Genomic DNA, 18,969 nt, shown 5'->3' with positions numbered 1-18,969 from the left:
CCCCGCCCGCTCGCCTGCCTGGTGCCTAGCCGATCGCCTTGCGAACCTCTGGCGCGACCTTGGTCGCAAAAAGCTCGATACTCCGCAGCAGGTGTTTGTGGTCATAGACTCCGATCGCCATCTGGATCAGGAACCGGTCGAACCGCATCTTTTCATGCGCGGCAAGGATCTTGTCCGTGACCTCGGCCGGACTGCCGGCAAAGATCGCGCCCCGGGGGCTGCGCGCCGCCTGATAATGGGCGGGGCTGGTCGGTGACCAGCCGCGTTCCCGCCCGATCCGGTCCATCACGGCCGCCTGGGGGGCATAAAAGATCTCGTCGGCCTGCTGGCTCGTCTCACCCACGAAGCCATGCACGTTGATCGAGGTCCGCAGCTGCGCTGCATCCTGCCCGGCCCGGTCGGCCGCCTGCCGGTACAGATCGAAGAGCGGCGCAAAGCGTGCCGGCTCCCCACCGATGATCGCCAGCGCCATCGGCAGGCCGAGCGCGCCCGCCCGTGCCACCGACTGGGGCGTGCCGCCGACCGCGATCCAGACCGGCAGCGTCCCGTTGACGGGCCGCGGATAGACGCCGCGCCCGTCCACCGCGGGGGTATGCTGGCCGCCCGGCCATGTCAGATGCTCTGCCTCGTTCAGTTGCAGCAGCATGGCGAGCTTTTCGGCGAAAAGCGTATCGTAGTCGTCGAGCGCGTGACCGAAGAGCGGGAAGGACTCGATGAACGAGCCCCGCCCCGCCATGATCTCGGCCCGCCCGCCGGTCAGGTTGTCGAGCGTCGCGAATTGCTGCCAGACGCGGATCGGGTCGTCGGAGCTCAGAACGCTCACCGCACTAGACAGACGGATGCGGCGGGTCTGAAGCGCCGCCGCCGCAAGGGCAACCGCAGGGGCCGAGACCGCATAATCCGGCCGGTGATGTTCCCCAAGGCCAAAGACATCCAGTCCCGCCTCGTCGGCGAAGGTGATCTCCTCGACCAGTTGGCGCAGGCGCAGGGCCGCATCGACCTTTGCCCCCGTGGCGGGGTCGGTCCCGACATCGCCGAAAGTATAAAGCCCGAATTCCATGACGCCCCCTGCCTTTTCGCGGTTCACGCACAGACCTAGGCATCGGAAAGCGTGCTGTCGAGCCACCGCAAGGGGATCAGGATGCGCAAGCGTCTGTGAACCAGCGCACGGAACATCGCCCTGGGGCACGGGTTGAGGCCGCGAACGAAACCAGAGAATGGAGGCTATCATGGCCGATATCGGTGGAAAGCGCGTCGCGATCCTTGCGACCAACGGGTTTGAACAATCGGAACTGGAAGTCCCCCGGGACAAGCTGCGTGAAGCCGGCGCAGAGGTACATGTGATTTCGCTCGAGTCCGGCGAGATCAAGGGCTGGGACCTGAAGGACTGGGGCCGGACTGTCCCGGTCGATCGCGTCCTCTCGGATGTCAGCGCGGACGATTACGACGCGTTGGTGCTGCCGGGCGGGCAGATCAACCCGGACATCCTGCGGGCAGAGCCTGCCGCAATCGACTTCATCAAGGCGTTCTGGGCCGACAAGAAGGTCATCGGCGCCATCTGCCACGCGCCTTGGCTCCTGGTCGAGGCCGGAATCATCGAGGGGCGCAAGGTGACGTCCTACCACTCGATCAAGACCGACGTGGTGAATGCCGGGGGCAAATGGGAAGACAGCGAGGTCGTCACCGACCAGGGCCTCGTGACCAGCCGCAAACCCGACGATCTGCCCGCCTTCTGCGCAAAGGTCGTGGAGGAGATCGGGGAGGGCCGGCACGAGCGTCGCGCGGCCTGAGCGCCGGTAGTGACGGTTGGGGCGCCCGGGTGGCGCCCCTTTTTCATGCGGGTCTTCCCGCGCCGACGGGTGGCCCGCCTGTCCCGCAAGCGCTTGCCGAGCCTGACCATTCGCCCAAGGCCGCCGCCGCGCGGCTTAACACTTGCAGCATCCGCCGCCTGCGCCTATCAGCAAGGGCAGTCACGCCGGCGCGCGCCGGTCCCAGTGCCGGAGCGCCCCATGACCGACGCCGCCTCCCTCGACGCCGCTTCCCTCTCTGTGGTCGCCGATATCGGCGGAACGAATACCCGCGTCGCCCTTGCCCATGGTGACGCGCTGCAGATCGAGACGATCCGCCGCTATCGCAACGCCGACCACGCCGATCTGGAAACGGTTCTGCGCCAGTTCCTGTCGGATATGGGGATGGACCGCTGCGGCGGCGCCTGTGTCGCGCTGGCCGGTCCCGTGCGCGATGGCGTGGGACGGATGACAAACCTCGACTGGGAAATCAGTGAGGACGGGCTTGCTGCGGCGACGGGCGCGAACCGGGTGTCCCTGCTCAACGATCTGCAGGCGCAGGGTCATGCGCTCGGTCGTATCGCCGCCGAAAACCTGCGGGCGGTGCTTCCGGGCCAACCCGCCCCGGACGGCGCCGCGCGGCTTGTCGTAGGCCTCGGCACCGGGTTCAACGCCGCCCCCGTGCACGACGCCCCGGGCGGGCGGATCGTTGCGCCGTCGGAATGCGGGCATGTGACGCTGCCCGCGCGTTCGGCAGAAGAGTTGCGGCTGGCCCGCCATATCGAGGAAGAGCATGAATTCGCCGCCGTCGAGGATGTCCTGTCGGGGCGCGGGCTGGCCGGTCTTCATGCCTGGCACAGCGGGCAGCACGGACTTTCCCCTGCGGATGTGATGACGGCCATTGGTGCGGGTGAACCCCTGGCCAAGGAAACGGGCCGCATCTTTACGGGGCTTCTCGGCCGGGTGATGGGGGATCTTGCGCTGATCCACCTGCCCTTTGGCGGCATCTACCTGATCGGCGGGGTGGCGCGCGCGCTTGCTCCCTGGTTCGACGCCTTCGGATTTGAGGCCGCGTTCCACGACAAGGGGCGGTTTTCCGATTTTCTGCGCGCCTTCCCCGTCTGGCTGGTCGAGGATGATTATGCAGCGCTTCAGGGCTGTGCCGCACATCTTTCGCGGATCAGGGACTGAGCGCTTCATCGCGCTGGTCTTGAGGCCGCGGTCGGGCTAATCTCGGATCATGAAAACGTCTCCGGATGATCAGGCGATACGGCTTGCAGCGGCGCTCGACGGTTTCGCCCGGCGGTTCAAGCTCGCTGCCGCAGGTGCGGGCAAGCCCCTTGCCGAGATCGACCGGCAGATCCTGCATCATGTGGCGGCCAACCCCGATTGTGGACCCACGGAACTTGCCCGGCATTTTGCCATGCCGATGACGACCATTTCCTCGGCGACCGACCGGCTGGCCAAGCGTGGCCTGCTGCTGCGCCTGCGCCCGGCGGAAGATCGCCGCGCGGTCGCGCTCCGGCTCAGCGATGCGGGCGCGGCCTTTGTCGCGGCGCAGACCGAGGCCTATACGGCCATGTTCCGCGCCATGCTCGACCGTCTCACGCCGCAGGAAAGAACATCGCTTGTGGCGATGATGGAGAAGATTCACAAATACGAAACTTGAATATTCCGAGTTTCGTATCAATATGACTGCCACGACATTCACGACCCAGCACGACAACACTCGCCGCAAGGGGATGAAGACATGGCCATATCCATCAACGGAAGAAATGTTCCTGTGCCGGAGGACCCGCGCGTCTCGCTTGCGGATCTGCTGCGGGAAGGGCTGCACCTGACCGGAACCAAGGTCGGCTGCAATCAGGGCGCCTGCGGGGCCTGCACGGTTATCCTCGACGGCGAGCGTGTGCTGTCCTGCCTGACGCTCGCCGTGCAGGCGGACGGGTGCCGCGTGACTACGATTGAGGGACTGGGCGAGGGACTGGGCGAGGGGCTGGCCGAAGGGCCGGCGGGGGACGCGGCGATGCACCCCATGCAGGAGGCGTTCATCGAACATGACGGCTTTCAATGCGGCTACTGCACGCCGGGCCAGATCTGTTCCGCCGTCGCGATGCTGGAGGAGATCGAGCGCGGCATCCCCAGCTACGTCTCGGGCGACCTGAACAGCACGGCCCCCCTCACGGCCGAAGAAATCCGCGAGCGGATGAGCGGCAATCTCTGCCGCTGCGGCGCGCATAACGGGATCGTCGCGGCCATCGTCTCGGTCGCCGAGAGCAGGGTCACGCAGGACCGGACCGCGCGGGAGACGGTGGCATGAACCCGTTTTCCTACACCCGCGTCGCGACGGTGCAAGAGGCTACGGCCCTTGCCGCTAACGAAGGGTATCGCCTGCTGGGGGGCGGCACCAACCTTGTCGATCTGATGCGCAAGGGGGTGGAACACCCCGTGACGCTGGTGGATGTGACGCGGCTTTCGGATGAGATCACCGGGACGGACGGCGGCGGGCTGATGATCGGCGCCGCGGTGCGCAACACGGCGCTTGCTGCGCATCCGCTGGTGCGGGATCGGTTTCCGGTCCTGTCGCGGGCCATTCTGGCGGGCGCGTCGGCCCAGATCCGGAACATGGCGACAGTCGCCGGCAATATCATGCAACGGACCCGCTGCGCCTATTTCAACGACGCTGCGGCATCGCGCTGCAACAGGCGTGCGCCCGGCAGCGGCTGCGATGCAAGGGACGGCTTCAACCGCTATCATGCGATCATCGGCGGCTCATCCGCCTGCGTCGCCACACATCCCTCGGACATGTGCGTGGCGCTGGTGGCGCTCGATGCGCGGGTTCACCTGCAGGGGCCCGAGGGGGGCCGTATCGTGGCGCTGTCCGATTTTCATCTGCTACCCGGCGATACACCCCATGTTGAGACGGTCCTTGCGCCGGGTGAGGTCATCACCGCGGTCGAAATTCCCCCTGTCCCCGTGGCCGCGCGATCCGGCTACCGCAAGGTGCGCGAGCGGGCGAGCTATGCCTTTGCGCTGGTCTCGGTCGCGGCCTGTGTGCGGGCGGAGGGCGACGTGATCACGGACCTGCGCCTTGCCTTTGGCGGGGTCGCGCCGCGTCCGTGGCGCGCGCTGCGGGCCGAAGGGGCCCTGATCGGGGCGCCCTTTTCGACTGAACGTGTCCGCGCGGCGGTCGCGTTGGAGTTCAGCGAGGCGGAGCCCCTGTCGGGCAACGGCTTCAAACTGGAACTTGCAGGGCGGACCGCTGCGGCCGTTCTTGCCGAACTGACAGGATTGCCGGGATGAGCAGGGTTCAGAACGTCGTCATCGGGTCCGTGCGCACCGTCATCGGATGGGTGCCCGAACGCTGGTTGCCGGGCGGCAGCCCCGATCCGCTGATCGGCCGGCACGGGGCTGTCGGGCGCCAGACCGCGCAACTCGACGGACCGCTCAAGGTCCGGGGAGAGGCGAAATTCGCGGCCGAGGTCGCGGTCGAGGGGCTGTGTTATGGTGCCCTTGTGAACAGCACGATCACGCGCGGGCGGATCGCCCGGCTGGATACCCGCGCGGCCGAGGCGGCGCCGGGCGTCGTCGCGGTGCTGACGCACCGGAACATGCCCCGGATGGACCCCGTCCCCCTGATGAGCGTGACCAATATCGGCGCGGCGGGGAACAGCGGCCTGCCCATCATGCAGGACGACCAGGTCCGCTATAACGGGCAGGTGATCGCCTTTGTCGTGGCCCAAACGCAGCAAGAGGCCGACCACGCCGCCACGCTGATCGAGATCGACTATGAGGAGCTGCCGGCCCGCACCCGGTTCGACGACGCGAAACCCACGGCCCGCACCCCCGCCTCGATCCTGGTCGAGAAAAACGACGTCTCGGTCGGGAATGCGGAACAGGAACTGCGGCAGGCGGCCTATCGGGTGGACAACGTCTATCACACCCCCGGCCACAATCATAATGCGATCGAGTTGCACGGCCTGACCGTGATCTGGGAGGGGAACAAGCTCACGGTCCATGACGCGACCCAGGCCATCGGACCGACGGCCAACACACTTGCAAAGCTTTTCGGGATCAAGCGCGAAGACGTGCGCGTTCTGTCGCCCTTTGTCGGCGGCGGGTTCGGCGTCAAGGCGTTCTGGGATCATCAGGTCGTGGCGGTAGCGGCCGCGCGGTTGGCCGGCCGCCCCGTCCGGCTGATGCTGAGCCGCGAGGCCGTCTATCGCATGATCGGCGGGCGGTCCCCGACTGAACAGCGCGTCGCGATTGCCGCCGATGCCGAGGGGCGGTTCACCGCGCTTGTTCACACGGGCTATTCAGTCATGCCGCCCTATGCGGTCGCGCCGGAGCAATATACGCTTGGCAGCCGCTCGCTCTACAAATCGAAGACCTGTCGCTTTCTCCAGCAGCATCTCGACCTCGACGTCGTGCCGAACACCTATATGCGCGCGCCCGGCGAGGCGGTGGGCAGCTTTGCCCTCGAAAGCGCGGTGGATGAGCTGGCCCATCAGATGGGGATCGACCCGATCGAGCTTCGGCGGCGGAATGAACCCGAGGTTCACCCGCTGTCGGGGACGCCGTTCTCCCAGCGGGCGCTGACCGAGGCCTACCGGCGCGGCGCGGAACGTTTCGGCTGGGATCGCCGCAACCCCGAGCCCGGCGCGCGGCGCGAGGGCGAATGGCTGATCGGGATGGGTTGCGCGACGGGCAGCTTTCCCTATGTGCGGATGCCGATGGGCTCGGCGCGGATCACCCTGTCGCAGGACGGGCGGGCGACCATTGCGTCGGCCGCGCAGGACATGGGCATGGGCACATCGACGGTGCAGAGCCAGCACGCGGCGGACCGTCTTGGCCTGCCCCTCGACGCAATCACCTTTGAGCTGGGCGATTCCGATCTGCCGGTGGGGCCGGTTGCCGGCGGTTCGGCGCAGACGGTCTCGCTGATTGCCGCGGTGGCGGCGGCGGCGGAAAAGCTGGTCGGCGAATTGCTGCGCCTTGCGGGCAATGACAGCCCCCTTGCCGGTCTGCGCGCGGGCGAGGTGCGGATGATCGACGGCGCGCTGGTCGGGATCGAGGACCCGTCGCGGCGGGAGAGCTACGTCTCGATCCTGTCCCGGTCGGGTCGCCCCTCGGTTTCGGTCACGGCCGCGGGCGCGGCGCCGCTCGAGATGTTCAAGTTCGCGATGATCAGCACCTCGGCCATCTTCTGCGAGCTTCGTGTGAGCAGCGTGACCGGAGAGGTCCGGCTGGACCGGCTGCTCGGCTCGTTTGATTGCGGCACCATCCTCAACCCCCGCACGGCCTCGGGGCAGTTCCGCGGCGGGATGATCATGGGCATCGGGCTCGCGCTCAGCGAAGAGACGCTGTTCGACCAGCGCAGCGGCAGGATCATGAACGCGACACTGGCCGATTATCACGTTCCGGCGCATCTGGACGTGCCCGATATCGACGTGATCTGGAACGGCATCCCCGATCCGCGCACCCCCCTCGGCGCAAGGGGCATCGGCGAGATCAGCATCACCGGCGTGGGCGCGGCCATCGCAAACGCGGTCTTCAACGCGACGGGAAAACGGGTGCGTGACCTGCCCCTGACGCCGGACAAGCTGCTCTGAGCGCCCCGGCTATTTGCGCTGCTGTTGTCAGCGGCGCAGATGGTCGATCATGGCGCACAGCTTTGCCGGCATGTTTCGTCGTTGCGGAAAATAGAGGTAGAACCGGCCAGATGCCCTGGCTGACGGCGGACCGGCTGAACCCAAGCCAGTCCGCCGCTTCTCGGAAATTCGCCCCCCACCGACGAGGTGGAAAATCGGCAAGAGGTTCAGTTCGTCACGTCAGGCCCTTCCTTCGACGATCTGGGGGCAGCAGGAAACCCGGCACAACTGACCGACGGTCAAGGTCGGGGGGTGGCGGAAGCTCACATGACCCGCAACCGCTGTGCCGATAGTGCGCTGAGGCACCGGACCCACGCAGATGGGCCAAGCTGCAACAGCGAAGGCGGTTCTCCGAAATCGGATGCCGCTCGCCCGCGGCCGATAGAACCAGAGAACCCGCAAAGGCCGGATTTGCAAGTTTCCCGCCGCCCTGACCGCGTGCAGGGCGCCGGGTTGTGCGACTGACGTGGATCGCGGTGCCACGTTCCTGACACCGTGGGCTTCGCCTGTATCAAAGTAAAAAGATGCTACGGGCTTCCCGGATCCCGATGCAGCCGGCTGGTCGGCCCTTTAATCCCCTAGTTTCGAGAGCTTGGACTGAAGCGCGGCAAGCTGTTTCTTGATCTCGGCAAGCTCACGCGCGGGCGTCGTCTCATCGCGGGACTCGTCGTCCTGCGCCTCTGGTGTGGGCCATGTGCCCATTCCGCCCATCATCGTCTTGAGGAAGGCCTGCTGCTGGCGCTGCATCGCCTCGAAGCCGGGGACGCCGGCCATCGGGTTCGGCACCTTGGTCAGGTTCTCCATCATCTTGGACTGGCTCTCACGCAGCATCTGGAACGACGCCGCCAGGAACTGCGGAACGACGCTTTGGGCCTGCGAGGTATAGCTGCGGACAAGATCGGTCAGAACGTCCAGCGGCAGGACGCTTTCGCCCCGGCTTTCATGTTCGGCCACGATCTGGAGAAGATACTGGCGGGTCAGGTCGTCACCGCTCTTGAGGTCGACGATCTGCACCTCGCGCCCCGCACGGATGAAGGCGGCGATATCGTCCAACGTGACGTAATCGCTCGTCTCGGTGTTATAAAGACGCCGGCTGGCATACCGCTTGATCAGCAGTGGCTTTGCGCTCTCGGTCATTCGACCCACCTCCCCTTTTATGCGGTGCAGCAAAGCTTAGGGCAGGTGTTTACAAAAAGGAAGAGCGGGCATCGGCTGCCCGCCCTGTCAGGGTCTCAAAGCTGAAGTGCCCGGTCCCCCCGGGTCGATATCAGACCGGGGCGGCGCCGCTCGCTGGTTTCTTGGCGACTGCGGTCGCGCTTTCGGTCGCCTTTTTCGCGGCTGCGGCGGCGTCCTCGGACATGTCCTTGCCGGCGGCGAGCATCAGCTCGACCGTTTCCATCTGAACCTTCTTCGCCACTTCGGCAAAGGCGGCCATGTGTTCGGCGGACATTTCGGCCGAGGCGGCGGCGAAATCGCTGATCGCCTTGGTGTATTCCGAGGGCTCATCCTTGGCCTTGGCCATCTCGCCGACGCGGCCGAGCATGTCCTTGGTCCATTTGCCGGAAATCTCGGTCGATTTCTCGGCGGCTTCCAGGGCCACGCGGGTCATCTTTTCGCCAAAGCTGGCCGAGGTCTTGAATGCTTGTTGCATGGCGGTCGCGTCCATCGGGAAGGCCGACATCATGTCCTGCATCATCTTGCTGTAGTCTTGGGTCATCGCCATGGAGTCTCTCCTCGCTTGGGGGCAGCGGTTATGGTGAACGACATATACATGCTGCAGTGCAGAAAATCAACCCCTGATGCTGCAGTGCAGCATAAACGTTTGCGGGAAATTCACCTTTGGGTGATTGCGCAGCTTCATCAAGCGTTTGGGGCAGATCGGACATAGCTTCCGGGTGCGGAACCCAGAAGCGGGCGCCCCGAATCCCCCGGCTTTCGTGCGGGCACCATGGCCCCTGCCCTCTTCGACAGCCAATCGGCCCAGCGGGGCCACCAGGACCCGGGCGTGAACTCTGCCCCGTCCCGCCAGGCATCGGGGTCAAGGCTCAGGTCGGGGTTCACATAGTGGCCGTATTTCTTCTTTTCCGGCGGGTTCACGATGCCCGCGATATGGCCCGACTGAGACAGGATGAAGGTCTTGTCCCTGGCGCCCATCGCGGCGATGCCGGTATAGCTCGATTTCCAGTTGGCGATGTGATCCGTCTCGCAGGCAATCGCACAGAGCGGCACCCGCACATCGCGCAGGCGCAGCGTCTCGCCGCAGATATCATAGCCATCGCGTGCAAAGGCGTCGTGCTGGCAGAGCCCGCGCAGGTATTCCACCGCCATCCGGCCGGGCAGGTTCGTCCCGTCCCCGTTCCAGTAGAGCAGATCGAAGGCCGGGGGCGCATCGCCCATCATGTAGCTGCGGATCGCGGGCTTGTAGATCAGATCGTTGGACCGCAAATAGGAAAAGGTCCGCGACATATAAAGAGAGTGCAGGAAACCTTTGTTGCCGCATTCCCGCTCGATCCCCGCCAGAAAGTCCTCTTCCAGAAAGACCGCCATTTCTCCCTGATCGGAAAAATCCGTGAGCGTGGTAAAGAACGTGGCCGAGCGGACGGATTTGTCGCGCCGCTTTTCAAGCAGGGCAAGCGTCAGGGCAAGCGTCGTGCCGCCGATGCAATAGCCCGTGACATTCACCCGGTCTTCGCCCGTGATGGCCTTGGCCTGGGCGATGGCCTCCAGATACCCCTCTTCGATATAGGTATCGAGTCCCACATCGCGATACGAGGCATCGGGGTTCACCCAGCTCACGACAAAGAGCGTGAAGCCCTGATCGACCATCCAGCGGATCAGGCTGTTGCGGGGGCTGAGATCGAGCACATAGAACTTGTTGATCCAGGGCGGAAAGATGATGAGCGGCGTGCGGCGTACCTTGTCCGTCGTGGGCGCATACTGGATCAGCTCGAACATCCGGTTGCGGAAGACGACGCTGCCTTCGGTGCAGGCGATGTTCTCGCCCAGATGAAACGCCTTGCGGTCGGCAAGCGTGACCAGAAGGTCGCCCTCATTCGCCTCGATATCCCGCACAAGGTTCTCCATGCCCCGCACAAGCGACTCTCCGTCCGTCTCGACCGCGCGGGCCAGCGCCTCGGGGTTGGTGCCAAGGAAATTCGTGGGCGAGAACATGTCGATGATCTGCCGCGTGAAATAGTCGATCCGGCGCTTTTCCCGCGGGTCCACATGATCGAGATCCGAGACGGCGTTCTGCATCGCCTCGGCCGAGAGCAGATACTGTTGCTTGAGATAGTTGAAATAGGGATGCGTCTGCCAGGTCGGATCGGCAAAGCGAGGATCGGCGGGCGTGCGGTCTTCGGGGGCGGCGAGCTTGCCCGTGGCCAGCGCCTGCTGCGCCTCGATATAGTGCTTGAGCGATTTGCCCCAGTAAGAGATCTGATGCTCGAATATCTTGGCGGGGTTGTGCATCATCTCGGTCACATAGGCCATGGCGGCCTTCATGAAGATGTCCTGCGACGGCCCCTGCAGCCCCGGATCGCCGGCCTTGCGCCGGCCAAGCGCCGCAACCAGACGTTGCGACAGTTCCTCGATCTTAACCAGGTTGGCATTCAGCCGCTCAAGCTTTGCCGCACCTGCATCATCGTCTGTTGTCACAGCGCGAATTCCCCCCTACCTTCCTTCAGAACATAGCGTCGCCGCACTGGGGGGGAAAGCGACGATTTCCCGGATACGTCCGGCAGGAGCGCGAAAAAATGAAGCACATGGCCACCTACGACCTCATGGAAACGGCCCGCAACACCAACGAATGGCTGGGGGCGACGGCGCGGGCCTATGCGGCCTATCCCTGGTGGGGCATGATGCCTCATCCGGCGTTCAACGTGATGGATGCCTGGGGGCGGGTGACGGAACGCGCCTTTGCGCGGATGGTGGTCAAGCCGGACTGGGGCATCCACTCGGTCGTGGGCGCGGACGGGCGCGATCATCTCGTGTCCTGCGAGACCGTGTTGCGGCGCGACTTCGGCAATCTGGTGCATTTCTCGGCCACCGGGCGTGGGCCGCTGGCGCGCAAGGTTCTGGTCGTGGCGCCCATGTCGGGCCATTACGCCACCTTGCTGCGCCCCACGATCGCGAGCCTTCTGCCCGACTGCGATATCTATGTAACCGACTGGCACAATGCGCGCGACATCCCGGTCTCGGCCGGCAAGTTCGATATCGAGGACTACACCCTTTATGTGGCCGAGTTCATGCGCCGTCTGGGGCCGGATACGCATGTGGTCGCGGTGTGCCAGCCCGTTCCGCTGGTGCTTGCGGCTGCGGCCTGGCTGGCGGCGGAAAGCCCCGGTGCGCAGCCGCGCAGCCTGATCCTGATGGGCGGACCGGTCGACCCCGATGCCGCCGCGACCGAGGTGACCGATTTCGGCCGTCGCGTCACGATGGGCCAGCTGGAACAGACGGCGATCCAGCGCGTGGGCTTCAAATATGCGGGCGTCGGGCGGCTGGTCTATCCGGGCCTTCTGCAACTCGCCTCGTTCATCTCGATGAACCTCGAACGGCACGGCACCGCGTTCTTTGAACAGATCATGCGCACGGCAAAGGGTGAGGCCGGCGATAATGACAAGCATAACCGCTTCTACGACGAATACCTTGCCGTGATGGACATGACCGCCGAGTTCTACCTTTCGACGGTCGAACGGATCTTCAAGAACCGCGAAATCGCACGGAACGCCTTTACGATTGCCGGGACGCATGTGGATATCTCGCGCATTACCGATACGGCGGTGATGGTGGTCGAGGGCGCCGAAGACGATATCAGCGCGCCCGGTCAGTGCCTTGCCGCGCTCGACCTGCTGACGGGCCTGCCCGATGAAAAGAAGGCCGCGCATCTGGAGCCGGGCGCGGGCCATTACGGTATTTTCGCGGGGCGCAGCTGGCGCAACAACATCCGCCCGTTGGTGCTGAACTTCATCGACCGCAACGCCGCAAGCGCAGAGACGGAACCGGCGCCGCGCAAGGCAAAGATCGCGCTGGCCGCCTCGCAGACTGCGAACTGAAGCCGCGGCCGCCGGTCAGATGCGGCCGAGAACTTCGGTAACGGCCGCTTCGATCAGGCGCAGGCAGTCGGGTGACGAAAACCGATGGTCCGCCCCCTTGACCAGCGTCAGCCGGATATCGTCGCCCGACGCGTGATCCAGCAGCCGCAGCGCGACCGAGGGCGGGACGTCTACATCCGCCGTCGCCTGAAGGAAACGCACAGGAAACGGCAGCGGCAGTTGGCTGCGCAGCACCAGATTGTCGCGCCCTTCCTCGATCAGGCGGCGCGTGATGATATAGGGCTCGTCGGAGTAGTCCGAAGGAAGCGCGACCTGCCCTTCCTCCAGCAGCGCCTTGCGCTGGCCCGCATCGAACCCTCCCCACATGCTGTCTTCGGTGAAATCGGGCGCGGCGGCGATGCCCACCACCCCCGCTACGCGGTCCGGTATGCGTTGCGTCAGCAGAAGCGAAATCCAGCCGCCCATGCTCGACCCGACCAGAACCTGCGGCCCCGTGGTCAGCGCCTCGACCGCCGCCTGCGCATCTGCGGCCCAGTCGCCGATGGCCCCGTCCAGAAACGCGCCGGAGGACTGCCCATGCCCGGAATAATCGAAACGCAGGAACGCCCGCCCCTGCCCGCGCGCCCAGTTTTCCAGATGCAGCGCCTTGGTGCCCTGCATGTCCGACCGGAACCCGCCCAGAAAGACCACCCCCGGCCCCTGCCCCTCGGTGCGGACATAGGCGATCCGCCGTCCGGTGGCTGTCGTCAGGTATTGCGTTCCGGTGTTGCTCTCGGTCATGAACCTCTCCTTGATCTCGGGCAGAGTGCAACGCCCGCCGCCCGACTGCAACCTGCCCTTGACTTGGGATCACGCCGCGCTCATTCAGGGGCCGACAAACCCGCAACCGGGCGTTCCGTGGGCGCCAAAATGACGAGGATGCCGATATGGCCCAGATCTCCCTTACCTTTCCCGATGGCAATTCGCGCAGCTATGATGCCGGCGTGACCGCAGCCGAGGTCGCCGAGAGCATCTCCAAATCGCTTGCGAAGAAGGCGATCTCGGCCACGGTGAACGGCCGCCATCATGACCTGCAATGGCCGATCGAGACGGACGCGACGATCGCCATTCACAGCCTGCAGGACGAAGGCCCGGCGCTGGAACTCATCCGCCACGATCTGGCCCATATCATGGCCCGCGCCGTGCAGGAGCTTTGGCCGGATGTGAAGGTAACCATCGGCCCGGTCATCAAGGACGGCTGGTATTACGATTTCGACCGTGTCGAACCCTTCACCCCCGAAGATCTCGGCGCCATCGAGAAGAAGATGAAGGAAATCATCAACCTGCGCGACCCCGTCCGGACCGAGGTCTGGGACCGCGCGCGGGCCATCGCGCATTACGAGGCGGCGGGCGAACCCTTCAAGGTCGAGTTGATCGAGGCAATTCCCGGCGACCAGCCGATCCGCATGTATTGGCACGGGTCCTGGCAGGACCTCTGCCGCGGGCCGCATCTGCAGCATACGGGCCAGGTGCCCGCGGACGGCTTCAAGCTGATGAACGTGGCCGGCGCCTATTGGCGCGGGGACAGCCGCAACAAGCAGCTTCAGCGCATCTATGGCGTGGCCTTCCGCAACCGCGACGACCTCAAGGCGCATCTGACGATGCTGGAAGAGGCGGCAAAACGCGACCATCGCCGGCTGGGGCGGGAAATGGACCTTTTCCACATGCAGGAAGAGGCGCCCGGCCAGGTCTTCTGGCATCCGAATGGCTGGCGCATCTACACGACGTTGCAGGATTACATGCGCCGTCGCCAGACCGAGGGCGGCTATGTCGAGGTCAACACCCCGCAGGTCGTCGACCGCAAGCTGTGGGAGGCGTCGGGCCACTGGGAAAAATACCAGGAGAACATGTTCATCGTCGAGGTCGATGAGGAACATGCAAGGGAAAAGGCAGTCAACGCGCTCAAGCCGATGAACTGCCCCTGCCATGTGCAGATATTCAACGTGGGGCTGAAATCCTATCGTGACCTGCCGTTGCGGATGGCGGAATTCGGGTCCTGCAACCGGTATGAGCCGTCAGGCGCGCTGCACGGCATCATGCGCGTGCGCGGCTTTACCCAGGACGACGCGCATATCTTTTGCCGCGAGGACCAGATCGAGGCGGAAACGAAACGGTTCATCGACTTTCTTTCGGCAATCTATCGCGATCTCGGGTTCGAGAAGTTCCGCATCAAGTTCTCCGACCGCCCGGAGACCCGCGCGGGCTCGGACGATGTGTGGGACAAGGCCGAGGGCGCGCTGAAATCCGCGACCGATGCCGCCGGCTACAGCTATGAAATCAACCCGGGCGAGGGCGCCTTCTATGGGCCCAAGCTGGAGTTTGTGCTGACCGACGCCATCGGGCGCGACTGGCAATGCGGCACCCTGCAGGTGGACTTCGTCCTGCCGGAACGGCTCAACGCGAATTATGTCGGCGAGGACGGGGCAAAGCACCGCCCCGTGATGCTGCATCGCGCGGTGCTCGGGTCGTTCGAGCGGTTCATCGGCATCCTGATCGAGAACTTCTCGGGCCGCCTGCCCTTCTGGCTTGCGCCGCGGCAGGTCGTGGTCGCCTCGATCGTGTCGGATGCGGATGATTATGTGCGCGAGGTGGTTGCCGCCCTGCAAAAGGCCGGTGTCCGCGCCGAGGCGGACCTGCGCAACGAAAAGATCAACTACAAGGTGCGCGAACACTCGCTGGGCAAGGTGCCTGTCCTGCTTGCGGTCGGCATGAAAGAGGTCGAGGAGCGGACGGTCTCCGTCCGTCGTCTTGGGGATAATCGCACCGAGACGGCCGCGCTGGACGCAATTGTCCCGGAACTCGGTGCCGAGGCACTGCCCCCCGACCGGCGCGCATAAGGGCTTTCCGGCCATCCTCTGCCCTCGTTTTCGGCGGCCTGATCGTCTGCGTGGCAAAGCCGCAAGCCTTGCCGGGCAGGCGTTTGCGTTACACAGTTGTCGCTTGATTTTTTACAAGGATTGGTAATCCTTTTTTCGTGAAGACAGACTTTCTTGACGACCGCCTCCTGGACTCTCAGGCAGCCGGAGCAGTGCAAGACCCTGGCTGAGCGACCCGGTGGCAATACCGCACCGGTGAACATCGAGAGGAGAGCGGACATGCCGACCGGCACCGTGAAATGGTTCAACACGACAAAGGGTTACGGCTTTATCGCGCCGGACACCGGCGGCAAGGATGTGTTCGTGCACATCTCTGCGGTCGAGCGTGCCGGACTGAAGGGCCTGAACGACAACCAGAAGATCGCATATGAGCTTCAGTCGGGTCGCGATGGCCGCGAATCGGCTGGCGATCTCAAGCTGCTCTGACGCGGCCTGGCGGCCCGCCGCCTGCGGGCCGCATCACGCCAGAAGCGCCGCCTGAACGTCCTTTCCCCAACCGAGAAACAGCTCCTCGCCGCGCGCGATCACCGGGCGTTTCATGAGCGTTGGGTGTGCGCCCAGCAACTCGGCCGTGGGCCGGGCACGTTCCGCCTCCGGCAGATTGCGCCATGTGGTCGAGGCACGATTGACGATCCGGTCGCCGAATTGCGCCTCCAACCGTAAGATTTCCGCCGCCGACAGGGGTTCTGCGCGCACATCACGGAAGGTGACATCCTGCCCCGCATCCTCAAGCGCGCGACGCGCCTTGCGGCAGGTGTCACAGGTGGCAATTCCGAACAGCGTGAGGCCGCTCACTCCGGCGCCCCCAGCATCTCCTGGAACTCCCGCCATTCGCCCTTGCTCATGCCCGAGCTTTCCTGCGTCACCGTCTCACCCCGGATCATCCGGCGCAGGCAGTCGAGCCCGCGGGCAGATACCGTCGCGCCGCCCAGGCGGTAATCCTCGAACGCGCCATAGGCGGCGGGAACCCAGTCCGCCACCACCCGGGCGATTGCCTCGGCATAGACCCGGATTTCATATTGCGCATGAGCATCGGCCCGCAACCGCAGGAAATGAAACAGGTTGTGCAGGTCGGTCTTCCAATACCACTGGGTGTAGATATTCGCCGGCAGGTTCATCCGGGCCAGTTCCCGCGCAAGGCCCTTTTGCCCCTCCTGGCTCAGCATTTCCTCATAATGATCATAGCTGCGCGCGGCGTCGGCTTTCAGCACCTCGAGCACACGCGCGGCCTCACCGCCTTCCAGAACCTCGCCCCGGCCCTGATTGTTCACGCGGCTCTGTGCCGCCAGATGTTCGGGCGCGGGGATGTAGAACTCGCGGTCCATGATCGAATAGCGCGCCGAATACTCGTTCACATTGGCGGTGCGATGCCGGATCCACTGCCGCGCGACGAAGATCGGCAGCTTCACATGCAGCTTGATTTCGCACATCTCGAAAGGGGTCGAGTGCCAGTGCCGCATCAGATAGCGGATCAGCCCCGCATCGTCCCGCGCCGCCCGCGTGCCTGCCCCATAGCTCACCCGAGCGGCCTGCACGATGGCCGCGTCGTCGCCCATGTAATCCACGACGCGGATAAAGCCGTGGTCCAGAACCTCATGCGCCTTGTAAAGATGGGCCTCCATCCCCTCGCTCACCGCGCGCAGGGTCTGGCGGGGAGTGGCGCGGGCGGCCTCGATCTCGGCGATCTGGTCTGGCGAGAGCGGCATGAAACCTCCGGTACGGCTGAAAACGCGTTTTGAAAACCTGCGCAAGGGCTACGCGATCTTTGGACGGAAGCCAACTACATCTGGCCGCGCCTGGGGCATTGCAAAGAATTTTGCGCCCCTGCTTGCCGGCAGGGCTGGTCAGACGGGCCAAAGCGCCTATGATTTTTCTGCAACGCAAGGGAGAATGACTTGAAGATCCGCTATCTCCACACAATGGTCCGCGTGCTGGACCTCGACCGCTCCATCGCCTTCTACCGCCTGCTCGGCCTGACCGAAAAGCGGCGGATAGAGAATGAACAGGGGCGCTTTACGCTCGTGTTCCTTGCTCCGCCGGAACAGCAGGAATGCCCGGTCGAGCTGACCTATAACTGGGACGGCGACGATGGCCTGCCCTCGGACAGCCGCCATTTCGGCCATCTCGCCTATGAGGTCGAGGATATCTATGCCATGTGCCAGCACCTCATGGACAATGGCGTGACGATCAATCGCCCGCCCCGGGACGGCCGCATGGCCTTCGTGCGCAGCCCCGACAACGTTTCCATCGAGATCCTGCAGATGGGGGACGCCCTGCCCCCGGCAGAACCCTGGGCCAGCATGCCCAACACGGGGCATTGGTAGGCGCGCGCCCCCTTTTCCTTCTGGCAGGGCTGGTTTCAGCCAGTCCCGCCGCTGCGGCCTGCCGACAGGCGCTTATCCTCGCCCTTGACGTGTCGGCCTCGGTCGATGCGCAGGAATACCGGCTTCAGACTGACGGGTTGGCGCAGGCCCTGATCGCGCCCGCCGTGACCGAGGCGTTTCTTTCCCTGCCCGAGGCACCGGTCGCGCTGGCCATATTCGAATGGAGCGGGCAGAATTTTCAGGAAACGGTGCAGCCCTGGACGATGATCGAGAGCGAGGACGATCTGGCCGCGCTTTCGGCGCTTTTGCACGGACGTCCCCGCAGCCCCGGCCATGGGACCACCGCAATCGGGGCGGCGATGGGCTATGCGGCGGGTCTTTTCGCCGAAGGTCCTGCCTGTGCGCGGATGGTGCTCGATATCTCGGGTGACGGGGAAAACAACGACGGTCCCTCACCGGGCGAACGCCGGGACCGGCCCGATCTGGCGGGGGTGACGATCAACGGCCTTGCGATCGTCAGCGAGCTTTCCGCCGAAGAAGAGCGCCTGACCCCAAGCGGCGGGCGGCTGGTCGATTATTATACCAACCATGTCATCAAGGGCGCGGATGCGTTTGTAGAGATCGCCCGCGACTTCTCGGATTTCGAGACGGCGATGATCCGGAAGCTCTTGCGGGAGCTTGAGACGATCATGGTCGGCGAGGCCGCCGTGCCGCGCCAAGCCGTGCCGCCCCCGCCGTACCGTCAGTAGATGAACCGGATCTGGTCCGCCCAGTAGCGTTCCAGCTTGCGCAGCCGGCGGGCCATCGCCTCCGGTCCCTCTTCCCCCAGAGTGAGGTTTTTCTGGAGCGCCATGGCATGACGTTCGAAAAGCGTGCCGACGATCTTCCGCACCTCCTGCCCGCGGGGGGTCAGCCTGACCCGCACTGACCGCCGGTCGATGGCGCAGCGCTGGTGGTGCATGTAGCCGAGTTCCACCAGCTTCTTCAGGTTGTAGGAGACATTGGAGCCCTGATAGTAGCCACGGCTTTTCAGCTCGCCCGCCGTGACCTCATTCTCGGCGATATTGAAGAGGAGCAGCGCCTGCACCGCGTTGATTTCCAGAAGGCCCAGACGCTCGAACTCATCCTTGATGACATCGAGCAGCAGGCGGTGCAGCCGTTCCACGAGCGAGAGCAGATCGAGATATTCCGCCATGAAGGTGGCGGGCTCTGCCTGCGGCAGCGGTGCATGGATGCTCATC

The 18,969-nt window shown here is 64.7% G+C and carries 20 protein-coding genes; 12 read left to right on the top strand and 8 right to left on the bottom strand.

From position 1 onward, the window contains the following. Window positions 1–25: 25 nt before the first annotated feature. Window positions 26–1,060, bottom strand: a complete 1,035-nt coding sequence (locus ACFSGJ_RS11895) for an Atu2307/SP_0267 family LLM class monooxygenase (protein WP_390261883.1) — start codon at window positions 1,058–1,060, stop codon at window positions 26–28. Between the two features lie 169 nt (window positions 1,061–1,229). On the opposite strand from ACFSGJ_RS11895, the gene ACFSGJ_RS11890 reads away from it, so the two are divergent. The 6 genes from ACFSGJ_RS11890 to ACFSGJ_RS11865 all read left to right on the top strand — a co-directional run bounded on the left by ACFSGJ_RS11890 (window position 1,230) and on the right by ACFSGJ_RS11865 (window position 7,399). Beyond that, window positions 1,230–1,790, top strand: a complete 561-nt coding sequence (locus ACFSGJ_RS11890) for a type 1 glutamine amidotransferase domain-containing protein (protein WP_390261881.1) — start codon at window positions 1,230–1,232, stop codon at window positions 1,788–1,790. A gap of 219 nt (window positions 1,791–2,009) precedes the next feature. Further along, entirely contained in the window at window positions 2,010–2,978 is a 969-nt protein-coding gene (locus ACFSGJ_RS11885) for a glucokinase (protein WP_390261878.1), read from the top strand. A gap of 49 nt (window positions 2,979–3,027) precedes the next feature. Beyond that, on the top strand, window positions 3,028–3,456 hold the full coding sequence (locus ACFSGJ_RS11880) for a MarR family winged helix-turn-helix transcriptional regulator (RefSeq protein ID WP_390261875.1): 429 nt from the start codon (window positions 3,028–3,030) through the stop codon (window positions 3,454–3,456). 81 nt (window positions 3,457–3,537) lie between these two features. Beyond that, entirely contained in the window at window positions 3,538–4,107 is a 570-nt protein-coding gene (locus ACFSGJ_RS11875; RefSeq protein ID WP_390261872.1) for a 2Fe-2S iron-sulfur cluster-binding protein, read from the top strand. Beyond that, window positions 4,104–5,090 carry an FAD binding domain-containing protein gene (locus tag ACFSGJ_RS11870; RefSeq protein WP_390261869.1) on the top strand — a complete coding sequence of 329 codons (987 nt, stop codon included), beginning with the start codon at window positions 4,104–4,106 and terminating at the stop codon, window positions 5,088–5,090. Before ACFSGJ_RS11875 ends, ACFSGJ_RS11870 begins: the two co-directional genes overlap by 4 nt. Beyond that, a complete protein-coding gene (locus ACFSGJ_RS11865) occupies window positions 5,087–7,399 on the top strand; it encodes a xanthine dehydrogenase family protein molybdopterin-binding subunit (RefSeq protein ID WP_390261866.1) in 2,313 nt (770 codons plus the stop codon). The genes ACFSGJ_RS11870 and ACFSGJ_RS11865 overlap by 4 nt, the downstream gene beginning before the upstream one ends. Window positions 7,400–8,008: 609 nt before the next feature. On the opposite strand, the gene phaR is transcribed toward ACFSGJ_RS11865, so the two are convergent. From phaR to ACFSGJ_RS11850, 3 genes are all read right to left on the bottom strand, one after another. Beyond that, window positions 8,009–8,575 carry a polyhydroxyalkanoate synthesis repressor PhaR gene (phaR, locus tag ACFSGJ_RS11860; RefSeq protein ID WP_390261863.1) on the bottom strand — a complete coding sequence of 189 codons (567 nt, stop codon included), beginning with the start codon at window positions 8,573–8,575 and terminating at the stop codon, window positions 8,009–8,011. Between the two features lie 130 nt (window positions 8,576–8,705). Further along, on the bottom strand, window positions 8,706–9,161 hold the full coding sequence (locus tag ACFSGJ_RS11855) for a phasin family protein (protein ID WP_390261860.1): 456 nt from the start codon (window positions 9,159–9,161) through the stop codon (window positions 8,706–8,708). A gap of 137 nt (window positions 9,162–9,298) precedes the next feature. Continuing rightward, window positions 9,299–11,092, bottom strand: coding sequence for a PHA/PHB synthase family protein (locus ACFSGJ_RS11850; RefSeq protein ID WP_390261857.1), 1,794 nt, complete (start codon window positions 11,090–11,092; stop codon window positions 9,299–9,301). 98 nt (window positions 11,093–11,190) lie between these two features. On the opposite strand from ACFSGJ_RS11850, the gene phaZ reads away from it, so the two are divergent. After that, on the top strand, window positions 11,191–12,489 hold the full coding sequence (gene phaZ, locus ACFSGJ_RS11845) for a polyhydroxyalkanoate depolymerase (RefSeq protein WP_390261853.1): 1,299 nt from the start codon (window positions 11,191–11,193) through the stop codon (window positions 12,487–12,489). 15 nt (window positions 12,490–12,504) lie between these two features. On the opposite strand, the gene ACFSGJ_RS11840 is transcribed toward phaZ, so the two are convergent. Beyond that, window positions 12,505–13,269: an alpha/beta hydrolase gene (locus ACFSGJ_RS11840; RefSeq protein ID WP_390261850.1), complete on the bottom strand. Its 765-nt coding sequence runs from the start codon at window positions 13,267–13,269 to the stop codon at window positions 12,505–12,507. A gap of 146 nt (window positions 13,270–13,415) precedes the next feature. Between ACFSGJ_RS11840 and thrS the strand changes: the two genes are divergently transcribed. Both thrS and ACFSGJ_RS11830 read left to right on the top strand, forming a co-directional pair. Then, window positions 13,416–15,365: a threonine--tRNA ligase gene (gene thrS / locus ACFSGJ_RS11835; RefSeq protein WP_390261847.1), complete on the top strand. Its 1,950-nt coding sequence runs from the start codon at window positions 13,416–13,418 to the stop codon at window positions 15,363–15,365. Between the two features lie 258 nt (window positions 15,366–15,623). Then, window positions 15,624–15,830 (top strand): cold-shock protein, encoded by a 207-nt coding sequence (locus ACFSGJ_RS11830; RefSeq protein WP_390261845.1) that lies wholly within the window; start codon window positions 15,624–15,626, stop codon window positions 15,828–15,830. A gap of 33 nt (window positions 15,831–15,863) precedes the next feature. Here ACFSGJ_RS11830 and ACFSGJ_RS11825 read toward each other — a convergent pair whose 3' ends face one another. Further along, the gene (locus ACFSGJ_RS11825) at window positions 15,864–16,199 is read right to left on the bottom strand and encodes an ArsC/Spx/MgsR family protein (RefSeq protein ID WP_390261843.1); all 336 of its coding nucleotides are present in this window, start codon (window positions 16,197–16,199) and stop codon (window positions 15,864–15,866) included. Beyond that, a complete protein-coding gene (gene thyX / locus ACFSGJ_RS11820) occupies window positions 16,196–17,110 on the bottom strand; it encodes an FAD-dependent thymidylate synthase (protein ID WP_390261840.1) in 915 nt (304 codons plus the stop codon). Before thyX ends, ACFSGJ_RS11825 begins: the two co-directional genes overlap by 4 nt. Between thyX and ACFSGJ_RS11815 the strand changes: the two genes are divergently transcribed. The 3 genes from ACFSGJ_RS11815 to ACFSGJ_RS11805 are packed head-to-tail and all read left to right on the top strand — an operon-like array spanning window position 17,109 to window position 18,477. Continuing rightward, window positions 17,109–17,303 (top strand): hypothetical protein, encoded by a 195-nt coding sequence (locus ACFSGJ_RS11815; RefSeq protein ID WP_390261837.1) that lies wholly within the window; start codon window positions 17,109–17,111, stop codon window positions 17,301–17,303. The genes thyX and ACFSGJ_RS11815 overlap by 2 nt on opposite strands. After that, window positions 17,300–17,728 (top strand): VOC family protein, encoded by a 429-nt coding sequence (locus ACFSGJ_RS11810; RefSeq protein WP_390261835.1) that lies wholly within the window; start codon window positions 17,300–17,302, stop codon window positions 17,726–17,728. The genes ACFSGJ_RS11815 and ACFSGJ_RS11810 overlap by 4 nt, the downstream gene beginning before the upstream one ends. Continuing rightward, window positions 17,722–18,477, top strand: a complete 756-nt coding sequence (locus ACFSGJ_RS11805) for a DUF1194 domain-containing protein (protein ID WP_390261832.1) — start codon at window positions 17,722–17,724, stop codon at window positions 18,475–18,477. Before ACFSGJ_RS11810 ends, ACFSGJ_RS11805 begins: the two co-directional genes overlap by 7 nt. Here the strand turns inward: ACFSGJ_RS11805 and ACFSGJ_RS11800 are convergent. After that, a complete protein-coding gene (locus ACFSGJ_RS11800; RefSeq protein ID WP_390261830.1) occupies window positions 18,471–18,968 on the bottom strand; it encodes a MarR family winged helix-turn-helix transcriptional regulator in 498 nt (165 codons plus the stop codon). The genes ACFSGJ_RS11805 and ACFSGJ_RS11800 overlap by 7 nt on opposite strands. Between the last annotated feature and the right edge of the window lies 1 nt (window position 18,969).

The organism is Halodurantibacterium flavum (assembly GCF_042681825.1).
GTDB classification, from domain to species: Bacteria; Pseudomonadota; Alphaproteobacteria; order Rhodobacterales; family Rhodobacteraceae; genus Halodurantibacterium; species Halodurantibacterium flavum.
This window is presented reverse-complemented; position numbering and strand designations above follow the sequence as displayed.

What these genes read in the sequence shown, in the direction of transcription:
- phaZ (WP_390261853.1), top strand. Translation starts at nt 11,191, where the DNA reads ATGAAGCACATGGCCACCTACGACCTCATGGAAACGGCCCGCAACACC.
- ACFSGJ_RS11895 (WP_390261883.1), bottom strand. Translation starts at nt 1,060, where the DNA reads ATGGAATTCGGGCTTTATACTTTCGGCGATGTCGGGACCGACCCCGCC.
- ACFSGJ_RS11865 (WP_390261866.1), top strand. Translation starts at nt 5,087, where the DNA reads ATGAGCAGGGTTCAGAACGTCGTCATCGGGTCCGTGCGCACCGTCATC.
- ACFSGJ_RS11880 (WP_390261875.1), top strand. Translation starts at nt 3,028, where the DNA reads ATGAAAACGTCTCCGGATGATCAGGCGATACGGCTTGCAGCGGCGCTC.
- phaR (WP_390261863.1), bottom strand. Translation starts at nt 8,575, where the DNA reads ATGACCGAGAGCGCAAAGCCACTGCTGATCAAGCGGTATGCCAGCCGG.
- thyX (WP_390261840.1), bottom strand. Translation starts at nt 17,110, where the DNA reads ATGCCGCTCTCGCCAGACCAGATCGCCGAGATCGAGGCCGCCCGCGCC.
- ACFSGJ_RS11890 (WP_390261881.1), top strand. Translation starts at nt 1,230, where the DNA reads ATGGCCGATATCGGTGGAAAGCGCGTCGCGATCCTTGCGACCAACGGG.
- ACFSGJ_RS11830 (WP_390261845.1), top strand. Translation starts at nt 15,624, where the DNA reads ATGCCGACCGGCACCGTGAAATGGTTCAACACGACAAAGGGTTACGGC.
- ACFSGJ_RS11875 (WP_390261872.1), top strand. Translation starts at nt 3,538, where the DNA reads ATGGCCATATCCATCAACGGAAGAAATGTTCCTGTGCCGGAGGACCCG.
- ACFSGJ_RS11840 (WP_390261850.1), bottom strand. Translation starts at nt 13,269, where the DNA reads ATGACCGAGAGCAACACCGGAACGCAATACCTGACGACAGCCACCGGA.
- thrS (WP_390261847.1), top strand. Translation starts at nt 13,416, where the DNA reads ATGGCCCAGATCTCCCTTACCTTTCCCGATGGCAATTCGCGCAGCTAT.
- ACFSGJ_RS11800 (WP_390261830.1), bottom strand. Translation starts at nt 18,968, where the DNA reads ATGAGCATCCATGCACCGCTGCCGCAGGCAGAGCCCGCCACCTTCATG.
- ACFSGJ_RS11870 (WP_390261869.1), top strand. Translation starts at nt 4,104, where the DNA reads ATGAACCCGTTTTCCTACACCCGCGTCGCGACGGTGCAAGAGGCTACG.
- ACFSGJ_RS11885 (WP_390261878.1), top strand. Translation starts at nt 2,010, where the DNA reads ATGACCGACGCCGCCTCCCTCGACGCCGCTTCCCTCTCTGTGGTCGCC.
- ACFSGJ_RS11815 (WP_390261837.1), top strand. Translation starts at nt 17,109, where the DNA reads ATGAAACCTCCGGTACGGCTGAAAACGCGTTTTGAAAACCTGCGCAAG.
- ACFSGJ_RS11855 (WP_390261860.1), bottom strand. Translation starts at nt 9,161, where the DNA reads ATGGCGATGACCCAAGACTACAGCAAGATGATGCAGGACATGATGTCG.